This is a genomic window from Sphingobacterium sp. LRF_L2, assembly GCF_965644235.1.
Lineage (GTDB): Bacteria > Bacteroidota > Bacteroidia > Sphingobacteriales > Sphingobacteriaceae > Sphingobacterium.
Window position 1 is genome coordinate 326,162 of sequence record NZ_CBFFRI010000006.1, and the last position, 15,922, is coordinate 342,083.

The window sequence follows — 15,922 nt, forward strand, 5'->3', positions numbered from 1 at the left end:
CCTTTATTTTACTTCTTCAAATTCTACATCTTGAACATCGTCACCACCTTGTTTGTCCCCTTGTGCATTAGGTTCGCCTTGTGGTTGTTGTGCTCCGCCTTGTTGTGAGGCCGCATACATTTCTTCGGATGCAGCATTCCATGCATTTTGAAGTTCTGTTGAAGCGCTGTCTATTTCATCAAAATTTCTTGCAGCATGAGCTACTTTTAATTTTTCTAAACCAGCTTCGATAGGTGATTTTTTATCTGCAGATATTTTATCCCCATACTCCTTTAATTGCTTCTCGGTAGAGAAGATTAAGGCATCAGCAGCATTAATTTTATCGGCTTCTTCTTTAACTTTTTTGTCGGCCTCTGCATTCGCTTCAGCTTCTTGTTTCATTTTTTGGATTTCGTCGTCGGATAATCCAGAAGAAGCTTCGATGCGGATGTTTTGCTCTTTGCCTGTAGCTTTGTCTTTAGCTGAAACTTTGATAATTCCGTTTGCATCGATATCAAATGTAACTTCAATTTGAGGAACACCACGTGGAGCGGTAGGAATTCCGTCCAAATGGAATCGACCTATCGTCCGGTTTTGTGAAGCCATAGGGCGTTCTCCTTGCAAGATGTGAATCTCCACTGAAGGCTGATTGTCTGATGCTGTTGAGAATACTTCTGATTTTTTGGTAGGAATAGTAGTATTTGCTTCGATAAGCTTTGTCATTACACCTCCCATTGTCTCAATACCTAAAGAAAGAGGAGTAACATCTAATAGTAGTACGTCTTTCACTTCCCCAGTTAATACACCGCCTTGTATTGCAGCGCCAAGAGCAACTACTTCATCAGGATTTACCCCTTTAGATGGTTCTTTTCCGAAGAAACTTTTGACAGCATCTACGATTGCAGGGATACGTGTTGAGCCCCCTACTAAGATGATTTCATCAATGTCAGAAGTTGAATAGCCTGCATTCTTTAATGCTGATTTACAAGGTGCAATAGTGCGTTGGATCAAATCAGATGCTAATGATTCGAATTTTGCACGTGATAATGTGCGTACCAAATGCTTAGGGCCAGTAGCATCTGCAGTGATATAAGGTAAATTGATTTCTGTAGAGGTTGTGCTAGAAAGCTCGATCTTTGCTTTTTCAGCAGCTTCTTTTAAGCGCTGTAAAGCCATTGCATCTTTTTTAAGATCAAAGCCTGCGTTTTCACTTGCAAATTCGTCGGCCAACCAGTTTATGATTACATTATCAAAGTCGTCTCCACCTAAGTGAGTGTCACCATCTGTTGATTTTACTTCAAATACACCATCTCCTAACTCTAGCACAGAAACATCATGTGTACCACCACCGCAGTCAAACACAACAATTTTCATGTCTTTATGTGCTTTGTCAAGTCCGTATGCTAAAGCTGCCGCAGTAGGTTCGTTGATAATACGTTTAACATTTAATCCTGCGATTTCACCAGCTTCTTTTGTCGCTTGACGTTGTGCATCATTGAAATATGCTGGGACTGTGATCACAGCTTCTGTAACTTCTTGTCCTAGAAAATCTTCTGCTGTTTTCTTCATTTTTTGAAGAATCATTGCTGAGATTTCTTGTGGAGTATATTTACGGTCGTCGATTTCTACACGTGGTGTATTGTTATCTCCTTTGATAACTTTATACGGAACATGTTGTCCTTCTTTTACAGATTCATCGTAAGATAGACCCATAAAACGTTTGATAGAATAAACAGTTTTATGAGGGTTAGTGATAGCTTGACGTTTCGCGGGATCGCCCACTTTACGCTCTCCTCCCTCAACAAATGCAACAATAGAAGGTGTAGTGCGTTTTCCTTCATTGTTTGCAATTACTACGGGCTCGTTACCTTCCATCACAGCAACACAAGAGTTCGTAGTACCTAAGTCGATTCCTATAATTTTTGACATATCTTGTTTTTTATTATTTACGAGTTGTTAATTATTTTCTACCATTATTATCAACTGCTGTGCCAAGGTGAAAAACGTCATAAAAATGTAAACCCTGTCTTTTTTTTGTATGTCTGTTCTGCCAAACTGTCATTTGGTTGTCCTATCGTCATAATTAAGTTGTGTCTAACCTTATTTTTTTTAAGCCGGAATAAATTGCTAAATTCGTCTGTTAACACAAAATGACATGACCTTTCAGGAATATTTAGATTATTTTGAACAGATTTTAGCATCTCCTCAGGATTATGAGCCTTACGGAGATGAAGAATATTTTAACTATACCAAACTTAATTGGTCCAGAATGAATCGCTGGTTGAAACGTTTCGAGCCGAATGATGCTATTAAAAGTTTTATTTCTGCAATAACGGAACATCAACATTGGATAGTAATTACAGAGCCTTGGTGTGGTGACGCAGCGCATTCAGTTGCACAACTGTATCAGATTGTGAAAAATAATCCCAATATAGATTTTGAAATACAATTGCGGGATACAGCTCCTTTTCTAATTGATGATTATTTGACAGACGGAGGGAAATCTATTCCCAAACTAATCATCAGAAATGACGTAGGACATGACAAAGTGATTTGGGGACCGCGTCCTCAAAGGCTACAGGATATTTTTGTCCACATGAAGGAGGATGGGAAGATCTTTGAAGAAATTAAAGAAACTATGCAGAAGTGGTATAATGACGACAAGGGGGAGGAACTGCAACGTGAACTTATCGAGGCTTTAAGCTAGAAGCATGAATATAGAAGATGTCAGGACATATTGCCTTCAAAAAAAAAGCGTTACGGAAGAACTTCCTTTTGGACCTGATACCTTGGTGTTTAAAATAGGAGGGAAGGTTTTTCTGCTCGTCGGGCTCGAACAAGTGGATTCTTTATCTTTTAATGTCAAATGTGATCCAGATCTCGCATTAGAATTGCGTGCCGATTATCCGAAGACGGTGGTTCCCGGATATCATATGAATAAAAAACATTGGAATACGGTGTATTGTAACCGAGAAGTGTCCGATAGGCGTCTGCTTGAACTTATTGATCATAGTTATGATCTTGTTTTCAACTCTTTAACAAGAGCTATAAAGAATTCTTTATAGCTCTTGTTGCTACATAACACACACACTTTTTAGTATCTAATAAATAAGATTTTCTAAAAGATTTCTCCGTGTTTGATTAGGATTTCCGCTTCCTCCAAACATTCTGTTGTTTTGAAGGCTATCGAAGAATTCTCGCATTTGCATTTCTTTGCTTTTCTTGTCTGACCATTGTTTTGGCACATTATCAACAATAAATTCTACTTTTCTAGCCCAATAATTTATGTGCATTTCGGGGATAGCTAAACCTAGGATCATTCCTGGTAAACCGTGTACTAAGGCGGGGCCTCCGGAAACAGGGATTTGATCGGTGTAAAATGCGACAATATAAAGTGAATCTGGCGTAGCGCCATTGACACGTCTACATTCATAACCGGCTATTTCTCTATATTCATCGGTAAAACGCCATGTTATCTGTTGTAATGAGTCTTGAAGAAGGTATTTGTCATCGAGTTGCATTTCAATTTGGCTAGTACCTTGTTTTAGATTTTGATAGTAAATTTTATCTTGGCTTGGCCCACGCATGCCTCTATTACCTGGATTTCCTCCTGGTCCCGTATTGTTTTGCGGGCGTCCGTTACGACTAGATCCTGTATTTCTTCCCGATCCTGAGTTTCTACTCGAAAAATTTGTATTCGTGGAATTGTCTGATTCAGTAGGCCGCATGAGTGTTTCGTCTTCGTCGAATTGAAGCGAAAACATGGAGGAATTTTTCTCTGGCATGTTGTTAATATCTCCCCCAAAACGCATCATCATACCGCGATTTTCTCCACCTGGTTTTGTACTCATTTCTCTTATACGTGCGCGCAGGTAGACTTCTTTTTCAAAACTTATTACACCTTTAATCGGAAAGTATGCATGTTGCGCTTGTAGCGGGGTAATAGTACTGCAAATAGCAACAACGAAGATTAGATAGATATAGTTATTCATTTTTCTTTCCTAAATTTTTGTTAAAATCCCATTTTAAACCAACCATAAGATATCGGGTGAGCATTTCTTGTTGTGTTTGCGAAAAGCTGCTATTCCCAGATGAACGGTTTATGTTATTGAAACTGTTGAATACGTCAAAAACTTTTACACTTAGTAAAAGAGATTCACTTTTTAGTAGCTTACGTGTTAGTTCTAGATTCATATAGAATTGCTGCACGGGGTCCGGAAATACTTTTGTCTTTCCTGTGTAGCTGTAAAAGATAACTTGTGTAAGGCTGAATTTATAAGGTAGAAAATATTTTAAATCTGCATTTGCGGAGGATCGAAATGCTGTGTTATTGAGTTGGGTCTGAATGGAATTTGCTTCTTCGTTTAAACCTATGTCAATTTGGGCATTGAAGTCTATATTTTTAGAGCTTTGTTTATTGGCATTAATACCTAAACTAAAGTTGGAGGTATTGTTTTTGTTTAGTTCTCCATTGACGTATTCATAATTGTTGTCGTAGGAGATGGAAGCGGAAGGTCCGAATTGTATAACTCCATTCCATATCGGTCGCCCATAATTTGCATTCAATCTTGCATTCCAATTGACATGATCATTGATGTTAACGAAAGTGGTGATTGTTTTTCCTAATGTATCCGTAATGGATTTGTTTACTATTGCGTTACTTGTGAAACTGCTTGTTGCATTTACATTTAAGGAGGAGGCTTTAAGCAAACTGAATTTGTTGAAATTCAATCGTATCGTGTTATTTCCTTCTCTTTTCAGATCGGGGTTTCCTAATTGCACATATAGCTCGTTGGTAGGAGGTTGTAACGGCTGTAGTTGTGAAAAACTGGGTACATTTGTGCTGTTTTGATAATCTAAACGTAGACTTTTGCTATTGCTGATTCTGTAGTCGAAATTTGCGTTGAAGTTATTTTGCCAGAAGTTTCTTGCAAGATTGAGGTCGCGATAGTTATCGGTTAGCTCTTGGTACTTATAGACTGTTTTGTTGGAAAAGTTAATGTTGAATTTTTCGTAACGAAAACTTAAATTTAGATCTATACCGTTGTTGTTGGAAGCATCAATTTGATTTTTTGAATAGAGAGTGTCCAAAGTAGAAAGCCCTTGCTCTGAATTGTTGTAGGCATTTACTAAACCTTTCTGCTGATTGGTGTTGAATGAATACCCAATTGTAAGATTGATGTTTTTTGTAAGGGGTTCGGAGATATTAAATGATGCACCTAAGCGTTGAGTGTTGTTTTCTGTTTTACGTGTTTGGTCTACTCTTATGACACTATCACCTGTACTGCGATAATATGTTGTGTTTTCGTTCACTAGGTTTGTTCCTTCTGTGTTATCGAATTGTGTGTTTAGATGAAGATTTAAGCTACGTCCTTTTTTATTGAGACGTCTTCTATAGTCTAGACGCAGGTCCATGTTTTCTTTGTCGCTTGTTGAGCTGTTGTTTTTTTCGAATCCGTTTGCTTTGATATTTTCATTTCCTGTCGTAATACTGGAAGAATTGGATGCCGATTCACTACTGCCTTTGCCTGCATTCAATTGGATATTTATATTACTGACAGAATCTAATTTATAGCGTGCTTGTGATCGAAATACATGGTTGGTATTATTTGAGCTAGACTCCGAACTGCTGTTAGTTTCTTGACTTTGGTTATTGTTTAGGATAAGTTTTTTGTAACTAGTGGATTCGTTTGCTTGTTGGTTGTTATTGATGTTGTAGCTGGATGTAAGCTGTAATTTTCTTTTGAAAAAATTGTTCTCATAGTTTACACCTGCACTTTTGTACATGGGGTTGCCAACAATCTGGTTATTCATTCGGATCCGACTTGCATCTCCTGAATTTCCCATATTATTCCAGTTTCCAGTTACGCCTATGCGTTCCGAACGGTTGAATTTTGCGGTAAAAAGATTGGTGTCAAATAATTGTTTTGTTCCCAGGCTGGCGTCGGCATTGCCAAATACACCTACCCTCGCTTCTTCCTTTAAAATGACATTTACGGTTTGGAGTCTAACGCCATCGTCGATGCCTGTGAGTTCTGCTTCCTCTGATTTTCGTTCATACACTTGTACTTTGTCTACTGCATCGGCTCTGACGTTACGAATAGCAATTTTAGGGTCGTAACCAAAAAATTCTTCGCCATCAATAAGTACTTTTGACACTGTTTTTCCCTGTGCTGTTATTTCGCCTGATGATGAGACTGTGAGTCCGGGTAATCTTCGTAATAGATCTTCGAGTTTTGCATTTTTCTCGGTTTCGAAACTTCCTGCATTATATTCAATAGTGTCTCCCTTGATTTTGATAGGTATTTTTTGGTTGATAACAACCTCTTCTAAGAGATTGGATTGGGAGCTGATTTTTATGGAATCTAGTTTGAGATCTGTATTTTGCAATTTTATCTGTTGACTAAATATCTCAAACTTTGGGTAGGTGACCAAAAGAAGGTATTGTCCCACATCTACATTTTTGATGCTAAATTTTCCTTGTTGATCCGCGCGTACGAAATATCGCATGATGGAGTCTCCGTCTAAGAGTACTACTGAAGCATTCTCCAGGGCTTTCTTATCGGCATGATCAACAATTATTCCCTGTAAAGAACGTTGAGCATAGGCATAATTTATTAATAGAAATAGTAAGATTATAATCCCTCTTTTCATAATTTTAGTTAGACAACGCCCAAAGAAAAGAAGAAATAGAGTAAATTAGTGTTAAAATCTTTCATGTAATAGCTTTGATACATAATTGCTTGTATAGGATATTGTAAACGTTCTTTTGAGGAAGAATGTGACAAAAAAAAGGTGCCTACATTTTTTGTAGACACCTTTTTTATTAAACGGTATGAATTATTTTACTTCAGATACGCGAATTGTGTTCGTTCTGCCTTTTTCATGCAATGGTGTGGAAGAAGTGTTGATCACGATTTGACCAGAGGAAACAAGTTGATTCTCTTTTAACAATCGGTTTACGTCTTGAATAGTACCATCTGTACTTTCAAATTTTTCATAAATAAATACGCGAACGCCCCATACTAAACTAAGTAAGTTTAATAATTTTTTGTTGCCAGTAAATACATAAATGTCTGCATTTGGACGATAGCTAGATATTTCAAACGCTGTATATCCAGAGGACGTCATAACCGCAATAGCAGATGCTTGTGTATGCGCTGCTAAGTGTATTGACGACCCACAAATGGCATCTGGAATTCTAGTGTTTGATGCGTGTACACTCTCTTTAGTACTGTAATAGGGGTAAGATGTCTGTTCCACATGTGTAATAATCTTTGCCATAGTTTCAATGACAATTTCAGGGAATTCACCAACAGATGTCTCACCGCTTAGCATTACGGCATCAGCTCCGTCAAGTACAGAGTTGGCAACATCATTTACTTCGGCACGTGTTGGACGAGGTGTTGTGATCATGCTTTCCAACATCTGTGTTGCAATGATAACAGGTTTAGAAAGGTCGCGACATTTCTGAACAATCATTTTTTGTAGACCAGGAACTTCTTCCATTGGCATTTCAACACCAAGATCTCCACGGGCAACCATTACAGCATCTGTCGCTTCAATGATGGCGTCGATATTATCGATAGCTTCTGGCTTTTCTACCTTAGCGATAACTAGTGCGTGACTTCCTTTTTGTTTGATGATTTCTTTACATTGATAAATGTCTTCTGCTGAACGTACAAATGACATTGCAATCCAGTCTGCTCCATTGTCTAACGCAAAGTTTAGATTGTCCAAATCCTCTTCTGTTAATGAAGGGATGGATACTTTCGTGTTCGGAAGATTTACGCCTTTACGTGATGTAAGAACGCCGCCATGCACTACTTCGCATTTTACAGTATCTTTATGATTTGTACTCAATACACGCAATTGTAACTTGCCGTCATCTAAAAGAATGATTTCATCTTCTTTTACATCATTAGGGAAGTTTTCATAAGTGATATAAATGCGATTTTCGTCACCGATAAGTTCTTCTGTAGTGATCTCTACAGCTGAGCCATTAATCAATACTGCACCGCCCTCTTTCATTTTTCCTATACGGATTTTTGGTCCTTGCAAATCTGCTAAAATCCCAACATTGAAAGGGTTTTCATTATTAATCTCTTGAATCGTTTTGATTACTTTTAAATGATCGTCTTGACTTCCATGAGAAAAGTTCAGGCGGCAAACATCCACACCTTTAGCAATCATATTGGTTAATGTATTCTTGTCTGCTGATGCTGGACCTAGTGTGGCAACAATTTTTGTCCTTTTTTGAATCTTGTTCATTTACAGTATTTTATTTGTGTGTTCGTTTATGTGCTTATTTGCTTTTTACTTTTAGTGCAAAAATAGCAATCTGTTTTTAAGTTAGGTTTACTAAAGTGTAAATTTTACACTTTGTGGGATTTAAAGCACTAAAATATAAGATTTTCTTTGGATTTCAATGAAGTAGGGTCTAATTCTTTTGTTAGCATAACCTCATTGATGCTTTTAATATCATCTAAAAGTACACGTAAATCGTCTTGGTCGATAAAATGTTTGACGATCAAGAAATAGTCAAAATTAGGTAATTCTGGTACTAGGGCTTGCCCGTCTAAGCTTCTGTTATTGATAATATAGTATTCGAATTCGAAGTTTGGATCGCAATAGCGGTAGATAGTGAAAAAATGTTTTTTTGTTCCTTTTTGTTTTGTTCTCTCATAAATAATATGGTAATCCATTTCATCTTTTTCTTTTTCTTTTAGATATCCTTTATGATCAATATAATCTTCTTTGCCCCGAACGAAGGCTAAGCCGGTGTGTTTATAAACGAAGTGACAAAGTCTGTAATCTCGTAGAGAAGAGCTTATACCCACCAATACGAAATCTAATTCCAAGTCGAAGTCTAGATCAAGTGTTAAATGTTTTTTTGTTACGCTCACGCTGTTGTCAATTTCTTCGAAATTATAAAAAAAAGGCCCATATGTGTTATTTTTCTAATTAAATTCTTTGTCTTATCAGTGCTTCTTGGTAGATAAAAAAAAAATTATTAATATTGGATTTGTAGCTAACAGCGGCGGTTTTTGAAACAATGCTGGAATAAAAACGTTCTTATTTCAAATCTTCAATCTAAAAAGGTTTGATATTTGGGGAAATTTATTTTTCTTTGCACAGATTTATTAAACAATTAAACTATAAAATCATGTCAGATATCGCATCAAGAGTAAAAGCAATTATCGTTGAAAAGTTAGGTGTAGACGAAAACGAAGTAACACCAGAGGCTTCATTCACGAATGATTTAGGTGCAGACTCACTTGATACAGTTGAGTTGATCATGGAATTCGAAAAAGAATTTAACGTAGCTATTCCAGATGATCAAGCTGAGAACATCAGTACAGTAGGTCAAGCTATCTCTTACTTAGAAAAGAACGTTAATAACTAATTTATTAGGCCAAACATACTTAATGGAGCTTAAAAGAGTAGTTGTAACAGGGTTGGGCGCTCTTACACCACTAGGCAATACTGTCTCAGCATATTGGGAAGGATTGATTAATGGTGTAAGCGGCGCTGCTCCTATTACGCATTTCGATGCATCAAAATTTAAGACCCAATTCGCTTGTGAAGTGAAGGGATTTGATCCACATGAATTTATGGATCGTAAAGAGGCTCGCAAAGTCGATCCTTTTGTTCAGTACGCTATTGCTTCTACAGATGAGGCTGTTAAGGATGCTGGACTTGAATTTGAAAAACTAGATACCAACCGAATCGGTGTTATTTGGGGAGCTGGCATTGGTGGGCTAACAACTTTTACGGAAGAAGTGACAAACTTTGTCAGAGGAGACGGAACACCTCGTTTCAATCCTTTCTTTATCCCGAAGATGCTTATTGATATAGCTCCTGGTCATATTTCTATGCGCTATGGTTTGCACGGGCCAAATTTTTCGGCAGTTTCTGCCTGCGCCTCTGCCACGAATGCGATGATTGATGCCTTTAACTATATTCGGTTGGGTAAGGCTGATATCATTATCACTGGTGGATCGGAAGCGACGGTAAACGAAGCTGGGATAGGTGGGTTTAATGCAATGCATGCGCTGTCTACCCGCAATGACGACCCTAAAACGGCGTCTCGTCCATTTGACAAAGATCGCGATGGTTTTGTTTCGGGTGAAGGTTCCGGGGCTATTATCCTGGAAAGTCTGGAACATGCTCTGGCACGTGGAGCTAAAATTTATGCAGAAGTCGCAGGTGGTGGTATGAGTGCCGATGCTCATCACATTACCGCATCTCATCCCGAGGGGTTGGGGGCTAAATTAGCGATGAATATGGCTGTTACGGATGCAGAGCTCAAGTATTCGGATATTGATTATATCAATCTTCACGGTACATCTACGCCGGTTGGTGATCTCAGTGAGCCAAAAGCTATTATCGGCTTATTTGGCGAACATGCCTATAAAATGAATCTCAGTTCGACAAAATCCATGACAGGACATCTTCTGGGGGCGGCCGGGGCAATTGAAGCGATTGCTTCAATCCTTTCTGTGAAAAATGATATTGTTCCGCCTACTATTAATCATTTTACGGATGATCCGCAGATTGATAATAACCTGAACTTTACATTTAATACTGCACAGAAACGCGTAGTTAATGCTGCTTTAAGCAATACCTTCGGCTTTGGTGGGCATAATGCTTCAATCATTGTGAAGAAATATCGCTCTTAATGTATTTCAAGAGGATTATTTAGATACAATGGAATAGGTGGTTTCGAGGAGAAACTGCCTATTCCTTATTTATACAATAGCAGAATGCCCTTTTCCAAAATTTATTATTTGTATTTTTCCCCTAATCGGGCTTACATCCGTAAACTTAAAAATGTTCTCGGCTTTGTGCCCGGTAATATTAAATTGTATAAAATGGCTTTTCGTCATAAATCGGTGGCTATTACGATTAAAGACGGTGTGAAAAATAGCAATGAAAGGCTTGAGTTTTTAGGCGATGCTGTGCTCGGATCTGTGGTCGCAGAACTGCTTTTTAAGTTGTACCCCTACAAGGATGAAGGTTTTCTTACGGAACTTCGCTCTAAAATAGTGAGTCGTGTGAATCTAAATCAACTGTCTCGCAAATTGGGATTTAATGAATTTATTGAATACGATGCACGAATGATTAGTTATCCCAATAAACAAAGTTCTTTATTGGGAGATGCTTTTGAAGCAGTGATAGGTGCGGTATATATGGATCGGGGATATACTTTTACTAAGGAATTTTTGCTTACGCGTATTATTAAGCCGCATGTTGATATTCATAAGCTTGAGATTACAGAAACTAACTTTAAAAGCAGGCTTATCGAATGGTGTCAACATTTCGGAAAAGAGATACAATTTATTCAGGTTGATAACCCGCCCGGGGACTCAACCAAGCTTTTCAATGTGCAGGTGCTGGTTGATGGTGCAGTGTGTGGTTTGGGAAGGGATTTTAATAAAAAAAGTGCTGAAAAACTTGCCGCGGAGAAGGCTTGTGAGTTCCTGAAGGTATTCGAAACAGAAGAATTTTCTCGCTAGCCTAGCCTTTCGCTTTTCATTTGTATATCTTACCTTTGCCGTATGGCAAATATCAAACCTTCATTAGCGAAAGGGACTCGTGATTTCTCTCCCCAAGAGATGGAAAGACGTAATTATATTTTTGATACGTTACGAACAGTTTTTAAAAAATTTGGATATAATGAAATTCAAACTCCTTCTTTTGAAAATCTAAGTACCTTGACCGGTAAATATGGTGAGGAAGGTGATAAATTGATTTTTAAAATTCTTAATTCAGGAGATTTTTTATCCAAAACTCCGGACGATCTAGTAGGATCGAAAATGTCTAATAAATTAATTTCATATATATCTGAAAAGGCACTACGGTATGATTTGACTGTGCCTTTTGCGCGCTTTGTTGTTATGCATCAGCATGAACTCACGCTTCCGTTTAAGAGATTTCAAATACAGCCAGTATGGCGAGCGGATCGTCCGCAACGCGGTCGATATCGCGAGTTTTATCAATGTGATGTAGATGTCGTTGGTTCCTCATCCTTATTGAATGAAGCGGAATTCATTTTGATCTATGAGGAAGCGTTAGGTCGTTTAGGATTGTCCGATTTTACCATTAAAGTGAATAACAGGAAGATATTGTCGGGAATTGCAGAGGTTATCGGTAAACCGGAGCTTATTGTCGATATGACTGTAGCTATTGATAAGTTAGATAAAATAGGTTTTGAAGGTGTGAATCGCGAGTTGTTGGAACGAGGTTTTACTGCCGAAGATTTGCTTGTTTTGGAGCCGATTATTCTTTTAAAAGGCTCAAATATTGAAAAAATAGAAGCTTTGAAAGGAATTTTGGCACATTCAATTATAGGTTTGGAGGGAGTAAAAGAGTTGGAAGATGTTTTTACTTATATTGTGAACTTTAAGAGAGAGGACTTGTTAAATGCTATAGTTGAAATTGATATTACTTTAGCAAGGGGCTTAAATTATTATACAGGATGTATTTTTGAAGTGAAAACGAATGAAGTGTCGATGGGGAGCATAGGTGGAGGTGGACGTTATGATGATTTGACAGGTATGTTTGGTTTAAAGGATTTAACAGGCGTGGGGGTTTCTTTCGGCGCGGATCGGATCTATGATGTGTTGGATGAATTGAAATTATTTCCTTCTTCTTCTGCTACAGGGACTAAAGTACTTATTACTAATTTCGATAAAGCTTTTGAAACGTATACATTGCCGATTTTACTGCAGTTGCGAAATTCCGGCATTGCAGCAGAACTATACCCGACTACTGCTAAATTAAAAAAACAGATGAGCTATGCGGACGACAAGAGAATCCCTTATGTTCTATTAGTTGGAGAAGAAGAAATTTCCGCGAGTGAAATATCTTTGAAGAATATGGTGACTGGTGAACAACAAAAGCTTAAGATTGATCAGTTGATGGTTCTGCTGAAAAACGAAGAGGTGATATAGCTTCTTTTTGCGGTAGTCGTAATATGGAATAAAATATTTTTGTGACAAAAAAGCACTATTTACCGCTGAAATATTGTCCGAAATATCGTTATAAATGATTAGATTTGTGGTCGGATTAGTTAAGAAATTCAATACTTTAAAATGAGTTCAACACCTATAACAAAAGAAACATATCTAGAGTGGTATAGATCTATGCTGCTTATGCGTAAATTCGAAGAAAAGACAGGACAGTTATACGGACAGCAAAAAATCCGTGGTTTTTGTCATTTGTACATTGGACAGGAAGCTGTTATGGCGGGTACAATGTCTGTTATTAAAGCAGAGGATTCAGTTATAACGGCTTATAGAGATCATGCGCATGCCTTAGCTAAAGGTGTTTCTGCTGATGCTTGTATGGCGGAGATGTTCGGGAAGATAACTGGGTGTTCGAAAGGTAAAGGTGGTTCTATGCACTTTTTCTCGAAAGAGCATAAGATGATGGGTGGACATGGTATTGTCGGTGGTCAGATCCCTTTGGGCGCTGGTATCGCATTTGCGGAAAAATACTTGGGTACACAGAATGTGAATGTCTGTTATATGGGAGATGGAGCTGTACGTCAAGGGGCTTTCAACGAAACGTTGAATATGGCTATGACTTGGAAATTGCCTGTAATATTCGTTTGTGAGAATAATGGATATGCTATGGGGACTTCAGTAGCTCGTACAACTAATATGATTGATATCTATAAAATGGGACACGGTTTCGATATGCCAAGCGCAGCAGTAGATGGAATGGATGTTGTCGCTGTGCATAATGCGATGGATGAGGCTGTTCAGCGTGCTCGGGCAGGTGAAGGTCCGACATTTTTAGAGATTCGTACTTACCGTTATAAAGGTCACTCGATGTCTGACCCTGCCAAATATCGTACAAAGGAAGAACTTGAAGATTACAAAGGTAGAGATCCTCTATTGGCAACAAAAGCTGCAATTTTGGAAAATGAATATGCTGATGATACTTGGTTCGCTGAGGTAGATGCTGAAATTAAGAAGATTGTTGAAGCTTCTGTTAAATTTGCTGAAGAATCTCCTTATCCTGATGCGTCTGAAATTTATAAAGATGTTTATGTACAAGAGGATTATCCTTTTGTGATGGACTAATTAAAAGGAATTACTTTAACTTAAAGATATAATCTACTATAACAAATGGCTGAAGTAGTAAAAATGCCGAAAATGAGCGACACCATGACCGAAGGTGTTATCGCTAAATGGCACAAAAAAGTCGGTGATAAGGTAAACTCAGGCGATTTAATTGCTGAAGTTGAAACAGATAAAGCGACAATGGACTTCGAATCTTATCAAGAGGGTACGTTGTTGTATATTGGACCTAAGGAAGGTGAAGCGGTAGCTATTGATGCTGTTATTGCTGTGTTGGGTGAAGAAGGAGAGGACTATAAAGCGCTTTTGGAAGGTGGTGCTGCACCAGTTAAAAATGAAGAGCCTACTAAAGAAGAGAAGTCTGAAACTCCTACTGAAGATTCTTCTACGGCAAATGCTGTTTCTGCGGAGGATTTAGGTTGTACAGTGATTACAATGCCATTGTTAAGTGATACTATGACTGAAGGTGTCATTGCACAATGGAATTTCAAGGTCGGCGATGCAATTAAATCTGATGATGCAATTGCGGATGTAGAGACTGATAAGGCGACTATGGAAGTTACAGCCTACGCTGAAGGTACATTACTTTATATAGGTGTTGAAGCTGGTCAAGCCGCGAAAGTTAATGGTATTATTGCCATTGTAGGGCCTGCTGGAACAGATATCACACCTTTATTAAATCAGAAATCTAGTGTTGGTACTTCTGCGAAAGAATCAACCTCTAAAGATGAATCGTCTGTCGCAAAGGCTGAGAGTAATCCTGCTGCAATAGAGGATAATAAAGTAAATCAGGACGACTCTCGTGTAAAAGCGTCACCTTTAGCTCGTAAAATTGCGAAAGATAAAGGGATTAATTTAAATGATGTGAAGGGGTCTGCTGATGGAGGACGTATTGTAAAGAAAGATGTTGAAGGATTTGTGCCTTCTGCAAAAACAGAAGTTCCAAAAGTTGCTTCGTCTTCTGCTCCTGTATCTGAAACGAAGTCTATTACTTTACCTCAGTTTATTGGTGAAGAAAAATATACAGAGCAAAATGTTTCACAAATGCGTAAAACAATTGCTCGACGTCTTGGTGAATCCTTGTTTACGGCTCCTCATTTCTATTTGACGATCTCAATTGATATGGATAATGCGATAGCTGCACGTGGACAGATTAATACAGTTGCTCCTGTAAAAGTTTCCTTTAACGATATTGTTATTAAAGCTGTAGCGGTTGCTTTGAAGCAACATCCTGCAGTCAACTCTTCTTGGAGAGGTGATAAGATTCGTTTTAATGAGCATGTTAATGTAGGTGTCGCCATGGCGGTAGAAGATGGCTTGTTGGTTCCTGTAGTTCGTTTTGCTGATGGAAAATCGCTCTCTCATATTTCCGCTGAGGTAAAAGAGTATGGGCAGAAAGCAAAGGCTAAGAAATTACAACCTGCTGATTGGGAAGGTTCTACTTTTACGGTTTCGAACTTAGGTATGTTTGGTATAGATGAATTTACGTCGATTATCAATTCTCCAGACGGTGCTATTCTCTCTGTAGGAGCTATTCAACAAGTTCCTGTTGTTAAAGATGGGTCTGTTGTTCCTGGTAATATTATGAAGTTGACGTTAGGTTGTGATCACCGTGTTGTTGATGGTGCAACTGGAGCAGCTTTTCTTCAAACTCTAAAAGGATTGTTGGAAGCGCCTATTCGCTTGTTAGCTTAGTCACTGGTAAAATATTTAATGATTTTAGCCCTTTAGTCTTACTAAAGGGCTTTTTATGTTTTAAGTAAGTGTGATTTAATTTTTATTAAAATATTAGTATTGATTAAAGTATTGTTTTTTTTTTTTTTAAACAATACTGGTTAAAGAACTTAAGTAAT

13 protein-coding genes are annotated in these 15,922 nt (G+C 38.0%); 8 read left to right on the top strand and 5 right to left on the bottom strand.

Going from position 1 to position 15,922, the window contains the following annotated elements:
• Nucleotides 1–3: 3 nt before the first annotated feature.
• Nucleotides 4–1,908 (bottom strand): molecular chaperone DnaK, encoded by a 1,905-nt coding sequence (gene dnaK, locus ACSZOX_RS14160; protein WP_437920703.1) that lies wholly within the window; start codon nt 1,906–1,908, stop codon nt 4–6.
• A 226-nt stretch (nt 1,909–2,134) separates the two neighbouring features.
• Here dnaK and ACSZOX_RS14165 point away from each other — a divergent pair, with 226 nt between their 5' ends.
• Together ACSZOX_RS14165 and ACSZOX_RS14170 are read left to right on the top strand one after the other, a co-directional pair.
• Nucleotides 2,135–2,686, top strand: coding sequence for a thioredoxin family protein (locus ACSZOX_RS14165; protein ID WP_437920704.1), 552 nt, complete (start codon nt 2,135–2,137; stop codon nt 2,684–2,686).
• A 4-nt stretch (nt 2,687–2,690) separates the two neighbouring features.
• Nucleotides 2,691–3,044 carry an MmcQ/YjbR family DNA-binding protein gene (locus ACSZOX_RS14170; RefSeq protein WP_437920705.1) on the top strand — a complete coding sequence of 118 codons (354 nt, stop codon included), beginning with the start codon at nt 2,691–2,693 and terminating at the stop codon, nt 3,042–3,044.
• 36 nt (nt 3,045–3,080) lie between these two features.
• Here ACSZOX_RS14170 and ACSZOX_RS14175 read toward each other — a convergent pair whose 3' ends face one another.
• The 4 genes from ACSZOX_RS14175 to ACSZOX_RS14190 form a co-directional block, all read right to left on the bottom strand.
• Entirely contained in the window at nt 3,081–3,971 is an 891-nt protein-coding gene (locus tag ACSZOX_RS14175) for a GLPGLI family protein (protein WP_437920706.1), read from the bottom strand.
• The gene (locus tag ACSZOX_RS14180) at nt 3,964–6,633 is read right to left on the bottom strand and encodes a TonB-dependent receptor (RefSeq protein ID WP_437920708.1); all 2,670 of its coding nucleotides are present in this window, start codon (nt 6,631–6,633) and stop codon (nt 3,964–3,966) included. Before ACSZOX_RS14180 ends, ACSZOX_RS14175 begins: the two co-directional genes overlap by 8 nt.
• Nucleotides 6,634–6,819: 186 nt before the next feature.
• Nucleotides 6,820–8,250: a pyruvate kinase gene (gene pyk / locus ACSZOX_RS14185; protein ID WP_437920709.1), complete on the bottom strand. Its 1,431-nt coding sequence runs from the start codon at nt 8,248–8,250 to the stop codon at nt 6,820–6,822.
• A gap of 128 nt (nt 8,251–8,378) precedes the next feature.
• Nucleotides 8,379–8,885, bottom strand: coding sequence for an IPExxxVDY family protein (locus tag ACSZOX_RS14190; protein ID WP_437920710.1), 507 nt, complete (start codon nt 8,883–8,885; stop codon nt 8,379–8,381).
• Nucleotides 8,886–9,145: 260 nt separating this feature from the next.
• Between ACSZOX_RS14190 and ACSZOX_RS14195 the strand changes: the two genes are divergently transcribed.
• The 6 genes from ACSZOX_RS14195 to ACSZOX_RS14220 all read left to right on the top strand — a co-directional run bounded on the left by ACSZOX_RS14195 (nt 9,146) and on the right by ACSZOX_RS14220 (nt 15,764).
• Nucleotides 9,146–9,385 (top strand): acyl carrier protein, encoded by a 240-nt coding sequence (locus tag ACSZOX_RS14195; protein ID WP_037498900.1) that lies wholly within the window; start codon nt 9,146–9,148, stop codon nt 9,383–9,385.
• Between the two features lie 22 nt (nt 9,386–9,407).
• Nucleotides 9,408–10,661 (top strand): beta-ketoacyl-ACP synthase II, encoded by a 1,254-nt coding sequence (gene fabF, locus ACSZOX_RS14200; protein WP_437920711.1) that lies wholly within the window; start codon nt 9,408–9,410, stop codon nt 10,659–10,661.
• An 84-nt stretch (nt 10,662–10,745) separates the two neighbouring features.
• Nucleotides 10,746–11,498, top strand: a complete 753-nt coding sequence (gene rnc, locus ACSZOX_RS14205) for a ribonuclease III (protein WP_437920712.1) — start codon at nt 10,746–10,748, stop codon at nt 11,496–11,498.
• Nucleotides 11,499–11,540: 42 nt separating this feature from the next.
• Complete coding sequence (gene hisS / locus ACSZOX_RS14210; RefSeq protein WP_437920713.1) at nt 11,541–12,935, top strand: histidine--tRNA ligase; 1,395 nt, start codon at nt 11,541–11,543, stop codon at nt 12,933–12,935.
• Between the two features lie 141 nt (nt 12,936–13,076).
• The gene (pdhA, locus tag ACSZOX_RS14215) at nt 13,077–14,072 is read left to right on the top strand and encodes a pyruvate dehydrogenase (acetyl-transferring) E1 component subunit alpha (protein WP_437920714.1); all 996 of its coding nucleotides are present in this window, start codon (nt 13,077–13,079) and stop codon (nt 14,070–14,072) included.
• 45 nt (nt 14,073–14,117) lie between these two features.
• Entirely contained in the window at nt 14,118–15,764 is a 1,647-nt protein-coding gene (locus ACSZOX_RS14220; protein ID WP_437920715.1) for a 2-oxo acid dehydrogenase subunit E2, read from the top strand.
• The last annotated feature ends 158 nt before the right edge of the window (nt 15,765–15,922 follow it).